The organism is Streptomyces sp. AcH 505, from assembly GCF_000818175.1.
GTDB lineage: Bacteria > Actinomycetota > Actinomycetes > Streptomycetales > Streptomycetaceae > Streptomyces.
Genome location: NZ_JTIY01000002.1, coordinates 1,247,816 through 1,253,443 on the forward strand (window position 1 = coordinate 1,247,816; position 5,628 = coordinate 1,253,443).

The window sequence follows — 5,628 nt, forward strand, 5'->3', positions numbered from 1 at the left end:
CCGAGAGCCATCACGGTGAACAACATCCAGGCGGGCCCGATAGCAGCGGACGGCAACGAACTCGTCCAGCACACGCACGCGTTGGAGAAGCGGGCCGCCTCGGAGGCAGTGTCCGGCCCGCTCGCCGACCGGCTCACCCGGCGGGCCGACCACCTCCGTGACCTGGCTGACCGCCACCACTACGATCGCATGGACCTCCAGGAGCCGACGTCATGAGCCCCGGCCCGAACGAGCGCGACCTCATCCGTGCCGCGATGGACCGCATCCTGGGCGGAACGCCAGAGCGTTGAAACGACGCGCTGACGATAGTCGCCCTCGCCCTCGAAGCCGGTGTCCCGCGCAACGCACTCACCCAGGCGCACACCGACCTGAAGAAGGAGTTCTACGACAAGGTCCGCGCGCGCGGCGACCCCTCGGACAGCGAACAGCGCCTACGCAAGCAGGTCCGCCGGCTCAAAGAGCTCCGTGCTGCTGACGCGGTGGAGATCGCCGACCTCAAGGCCGACGTCGAGGCCCTCGTCGGCGCTCTGCACCAAGGACAACCGAGAACCAACTCCTGCGCCAGCAGCTGACAGATCGCACGGCCGTGCTCCGTCCGCTGCCCGCTCAGCGTCAACCAGAGGTCTCCCACCCGGAAAGCAGGCGACCCGATACCAAATTCGAGCGGTGAGGAGCATCCCCTGCCTGAGAGCTGCAGCCAGGGGCTCTGCGAGAAACCCGAAGGCGCCACTCGGCATTGCCCTTGCTCTCCGAGCCGGTGTGATGAGTAGTCCTTGCGGGTCAGGATGTTGGTGACGGCGCATAGTGGTGGGCAAGATCGGTGGCGAGGTCGCGGAGGTGAGCCCTGGCTTCGGTGGGGCCGTGCACAGTGATGGCGCTCCCGAACGGCAGGAGTGCTCGCACGTCCTCCAGATGCAGGAAGCGGATAGTTACCTTGTGGCCGGTGGCGGATTCTTCATGGTCGTCCCGGACGAGTCGTAGGCCGAAGATCCGTTGCGCTCGCTCGATCTGGGTCTGGTCGATGGTGGCGCTGACCTCTATCGCGTGGTTGTGTTCCCACTGAGCAATGAGCGCTGCAGCGACGGTGGCCAGGGTCCGGCTCTCGCGGATCCGTCGTGGCTGGTCGGCTTCTTTCCACGTCGTGATCCGGTCGAGTCGGTACATCCGTGGCTCTCGGGCGCAGTCGGCGACGAGGTACCAGCTGCCGGCCTTGGCGAGCAGCCCGTAGGGATCGACGACCAGGTCGCGGGGGCATGGCTCGCGTGGGCTGTCGTACTCGATCCGTAGCCGGCGACCGCGCCGCACCGGGCCGATCAGCGAAGCCGGGGTCGTGCCGGACGTACGGGCCTGGAGCCAGGGGCGGCTGTCCACGTGCACTACGTCGGTGAGCGGCAGGAGCTCATCAACTCGACGTGGCTGTGCGGCGGCGATCTTGGAGAGCGCGCGCCGGCTTTCGACCGATGCGTCGAGCTCCGCGCGTTGCTTCTCGTCCAGCCCGGTGAGCGACAGATGATCACGCTCGCCGGGTGTGAGTCGCGTGAGGTCGAGCCCGGACCCGGGCAGCATGGTCACGCCTCCGAGGCGGCCCCGTTGCGCGGTCACCGGCAGACCGGCGTCTCGGAGCCAGTTCAGGTCCCGGTTGACGGTGCGAAGGGACACCCCCAGCGCCGAGGCAAGTTCCTGTGTGGTCACGGCATTCCTCGATGCCAGGAGCAGCATCAGGGAGAAGAAGCGGTCTGGGGTCACACGCCAAGCTTTTCAGGAATTGCGACATGATGCGGCGCATATCCCGGTCAGGCTGGCGGATGCGTACCCACGACCTGCGAGAAGGAAGAACCATGACCACATCCGTCGTGTCCATCGTCTACGTCAACGACGCCCCCGCCGCAGCGCGTTTCTACGGAGACCTCCTCGGCATGAGCCCCTCGTTCGAGACGCCGAGATACATCACCTTCGGCCTCGGGCCTGGCGCTGACCTCGCGGTGTGGTCCGGCCAGTTCGAGGATCTGTCAGCGGACGTCCCGCGTACCAGTGAGGTGTGTCTGGCCATCGACAGTGGGCCCGACGAGGTCGACGCCATTTTCAAGCAGTGGCAGTCCAAGGGCGTCACGATCCTGCAGGAGCCTCATGATGCGGGGTTCGGGCTGACCTTCCTTGCAGCCGATCCTGACGGGAACCGTATCCGCGTCGCACCGAGGGACTGACACGCCGCAAGGCGGCAGGCGCGCACGATAGGTTTCGCGCCTGCTGTCGTCCGACTTCGAGAGGCCGACGAGTGCCCCACGCGAATGCGTCCCTGAGCGTCGAGGGCCGTAGGCGGCTCCCTGGTTCGGTTCAGAGGTGGTCAGCTCCGGCTCAACACGTGGACTTGACAGACAAGGCGTCCGAGTCGACGACTTCCGCAGGATCTTCGCCACCGACCTGGTCAACTCCGTGCGCGGATACCAGCAGGGCGGTTTGGCGCAGGGCCTGGTCGGTGAAGTACATGCCGTTCATCTCGGCCGCCTTCAGCTCCGCGAAGCCCTTGGAGCCGACGTGCTCCAGAAGCCAACGTACCGGGGCGTTGGTCAGGGGAGGAGTCGTGCTGCATGCCGCCAGCTCGCTTTCGGCCCGAGGCGATGTGGAGTGATCGAGAAATGTGGGGGACCAGCAGCGAGAACGGGCGAGCCATTCGGCGTGAGGGCGAGCGAGTCGTCAACGAGGTCGCGCAAGGGCTCCGCACGTTGGAGGACGGGACAACCTGGTTTGCCGCCCTCTCCCCGGCAGGACGGCAGGTGGTACTGCAGGAGGTCGTCGGTTATGCGATGCAGGCGCACATCACGACGGCGGACGGCCACGGGGGAGTTGCTCGGTCCGGAGTGAAGCCCACCGCTAACCCCTCGGTGATGATTTGCATGGACCCACCCCGCTACGGGTTCGCGGCACTCCCCGCTGACGAGCACATCAAAGCGTTCGGTGTCCTTGTTTCGGTGTTCTCCGTCGCCGACACCCGCCGCAGGCAGACCTGCTGCAAAGGCTCCTGCGGACACGTGTGGCACAACCTGCTACCGCCAGTTGAGAGGCCGTAGCCCAGGCTGCCGAGCAATGTTGAGAGCCGGTTCGCGCCTTCGACTCGTGCCGTTGGTGCAGAGAAGGTCCAGCTCCATGAGCGTCGTGCCGGGCCCAGTCCGGTGATCGAGCTATGCGTATCCGAGCTCCGCGCCCTGCTCGCCGGTGCCGAGCGCGGCCTGGCCGACTTTCTTGCGCTGGCTGCCGATTGGGCCTCCAGGCACCTGCCTGGCCGTTGCGCTGCCGTCACAGCCGCCCTTGCCCGTGTTCTGGGCCTTCCCGCGTCGCCCCTGTCGCCGGAGCCGTAGGCCGGTACGGGCTTCGCCGGCCACGAAAGCGGGCCCCTGAATTGTCATCGTGTGCGGGGCGGCCGCCCTCTTGCCGATGCTGCGGTCGCCTCGTGTTGACTTCGCCCCGGCCGAAGTCCGGCCGGGTGGGTTGGTGTCAACTGTCGGTAGGGGGAGCCTGATGATCGTTGATCAGGCGGCCAATTGGTGGCTGTCAGCCGGCGCGATGTACGAAGCCGGGTCGGCACTTCCACCCCTCGAAAGTCGATGTCGGGGGCGTCGGATACCGTGCGTCCGACGATGCACAGCGCTGGAGGGGACATGCCGTCCGAAGGAACAGCTCTCGCCGCACTCATGACGGCGATGTCGCCAGAAGACGGCGCCGATGAGCAGGTGGACTGGGAGGCGATGCGCCGGGCTTGGGGAGTCGATTTCCCCCGTGACTACATCGCCTTCATGAGCACATACGGATCTGGAGGCATCGCCGCCGCGCTGGAGGTCCTCACGCCCGAGGCGAGCACGCAGCCACAGGGCGGGCCGGGATTCGGGAGTATGGCCGGCGAGACGGTCATCATGCGTGAGCTGTGGGAGTCCGAAGGAGGGCCGGATGGGGTTGATGTCGGCCCTGACCACGTTCTCGCGTGGGGTGTCAGCTGCGGAGCTGACGTCCTGGGCTGGCTCACCGTCGGCGACGACCCCAGCAAGTGGCCGGTGATTGTCTGGGAGCGGCAGGCTTCGCCCCACTGGAAGATCTACGAATGTGGGATGACGGAGTTCCTCCGGCGCCTGTTCATCAAGGGTTTCGAGGAGTGCCCGCTCAGTGACGCCTCCCTTTGGGGGAAACGCACGCCGCGTTTCCTCCACTGGCGCGAAGAACAGCGACTCCGGGAGTCCGGCGTCGACCCCTATACAGGTGAACCCGACCCTTACTTCGGCAGGGACTTCAGCTGAGTCCTCCCGACACCTCGCCGACAATCGCCCCGCTGAGACCAGTCCAGCGGGGCGATCCCGTCTTCCACGACGGCAAGGCTGGGGGTGGTGGTGTCAGAACGGCGGCTCGTCCCAGGTCGGTATGGGCGGCCGGATGCGCAGTGTTCGGTGGGCGAGCGCACCATGGGACGGTTGGGATATGGCAGCCAGGTCGGACATGTTCGGGCAGCCTGGGCCGTAGGCGTCCGGATGCGGCCAGACCGGCGTGGGCACTGTCCGGCGCGTTGCTCCGTACGGTGTTGTCCGGGCACTCGACCGGCCTCTGGCGGTCCGTTCCAGCGCGGTTGTGGCCTGCGCGGGTCAGGGTGCGTCCTGTCGGTCTTCCGGCTTGCCGGCGTGGGTCTGTTGGTGGTCGCCGCGTGCCGCGGCGTCGAGTAGCTGCAGGCCCGTTTCCTGGGAGGCCTGTTGGGCGTGGGCGAAGAAGTGGGTGCGGACCGAGTGGGTGTGGTGGGGGAGTGCGGAGGTGTAGGTGGCGCGGCCTGCGGGGGTGAGGGAAACGGTCATGAGTCTGCCGTGGCCTGCGGATGCGCGGTTGATGAGGTCGCGGCGTTGCATGCGGGTGAGTTGGTGGGAGAGCCGGGTCTGGCTCCAGTGGACGAGTTCACCGAGGTGTTTCTGTGGCATCCGGCCGTGCTCGGTCTCGTGCAGCCGCGCCAGGATCTGGAAGTCGGCACCGGACAGGCCGGTTGTGGTGAACAGGTCCCGTTCGACCGCTGAGACCACGTTCTCGCTGAACTGGAGGAAGGCCCGCCAGATCTCCTGTTCCCGGTGCGAGAGAAGCCCGGGCGGGGCGTCGTTTTCCATGGTGTCCCTTGCTGTGCGCAGTGGCGAAGAGTACCGTCAACACTACAACTTGACATGTCAAATTGACGAGTCAAGTCACATGAATATGAGGTGTGACTGGTGCGGACGGTAGCGGTGCTCGGGACTGGCGACTCCGGTTCGGCGATGGCGCGGCGACTGCGGGAGCGCGGCTTCCCGGTCCGCGCGTGGAACCGGACCGAGGCCCGCGCGAGGCCGCTGGAAAGCGACGGCGTGGCGGTGTTCTCCACCTCTGCGGAGGCGGTGCACACCGCCGAGGTCGTCCTGGTCACGGTGTTCGACGCGGCCGCGGTACTGGACGTGCTCACGCAGATCGCCCCGTCCCTCGAACCCGGTGCGGTGGTGGCACAGTGCGCGACCGTCGGCGGTGACATCGAAGCGGTCGTCGCCCGCGCGGAGGACCTCGGCGTGTCTCTTCTCGATGCGCCCTTCCTGGGCAACCCCGGGCCGGCCCGGCGGGGTGAGCTGACGATCATGGTGG

The 5,628-nt window shown here is 66.9% G+C and carries 7 protein-coding genes; 4 read left to right on the forward strand and 3 right to left on the reverse strand.

What is annotated here, in order from left to right:
- The coding region (locus HY68_RS35520; protein WP_041999853.1) for a hypothetical protein at positions 1–216 on the forward strand (216 nt) is incomplete at its 5' end.
- Positions 217–780: 564 nt separating this feature from the next.
- Here HY68_RS35520 and HY68_RS35525 read toward each other — a convergent pair.
- Complete coding sequence (locus HY68_RS35525) at positions 781–1,746, reverse strand: WYL domain-containing protein (protein WP_041999856.1); 966 nt, start codon at positions 1,744–1,746, stop codon at positions 781–783.
- A 92-nt stretch (positions 1,747–1,838) separates the two neighbouring features.
- Here HY68_RS35525 and HY68_RS35530 point away from each other — a divergent pair, with 92 nt between their 5' ends.
- On the forward strand, positions 1,839–2,204 hold the full coding sequence (locus tag HY68_RS35530) for a VOC family protein (protein WP_041999858.1): 366 nt from the start codon (positions 1,839–1,841) through the stop codon (positions 2,202–2,204).
- 151 nt (positions 2,205–2,355) lie between these two features.
- Here the strand turns inward: HY68_RS35530 and HY68_RS43070 are convergent, their stop codons facing one another.
- The gene (locus HY68_RS43070; protein ID WP_157874504.1) at positions 2,356–2,496 is read right to left on the reverse strand and encodes a hypothetical protein; all 141 of its coding nucleotides are present in this window, start codon (positions 2,494–2,496) and stop codon (positions 2,356–2,358) included.
- A gap of 1,160 nt (positions 2,497–3,656) precedes the next feature.
- Between HY68_RS43070 and HY68_RS35540 the strand changes: the two genes are divergently transcribed.
- Positions 3,657–4,286, forward strand: coding sequence for a hypothetical protein (locus HY68_RS35540; protein WP_198533497.1), 630 nt, complete (start codon positions 3,657–3,659; stop codon positions 4,284–4,286).
- Between the two features lie 339 nt (positions 4,287–4,625).
- On the opposite strand, the gene HY68_RS35545 is transcribed toward HY68_RS35540, so the two are convergent.
- Positions 4,626–5,129, reverse strand: coding sequence for a MarR family winged helix-turn-helix transcriptional regulator (locus HY68_RS35545; RefSeq protein WP_052457485.1), 504 nt, complete (start codon positions 5,127–5,129; stop codon positions 4,626–4,628).
- A 99-nt stretch (positions 5,130–5,228) separates the two neighbouring features.
- Here HY68_RS35545 and HY68_RS35550 point away from each other — a divergent pair.
- Positions 5,229–5,628: NAD(P)-binding domain-containing protein (locus HY68_RS35550; RefSeq protein ID WP_198533498.1), on the forward strand; the 400-nt coding region annotated here is incomplete at its 3' end.

Excerpts from the sequence above, each read along its gene's own strand:
- HY68_RS35540 (WP_198533497.1), top strand. The coding sequence starts at position 3,657 with ATGCCGTCCGAAGGAACAGCTCTCGCCGCACTCATGACGGCGATGTCG.
- HY68_RS35530 (WP_041999858.1), top strand. The coding sequence starts at position 1,839 with ATGACCACATCCGTCGTGTCCATCGTCTACGTCAACGACGCCCCCGCC.
- HY68_RS43070 (WP_157874504.1), bottom strand. The coding sequence starts at position 2,496 with ATGAACGGCATGTACTTCACCGACCAGGCCCTGCGCCAAACCGCCCTG.
- HY68_RS35545 (WP_052457485.1), bottom strand. The coding sequence starts at position 5,129 with ATGGAAAACGACGCCCCGCCCGGGCTTCTCTCGCACCGGGAACAGGAG.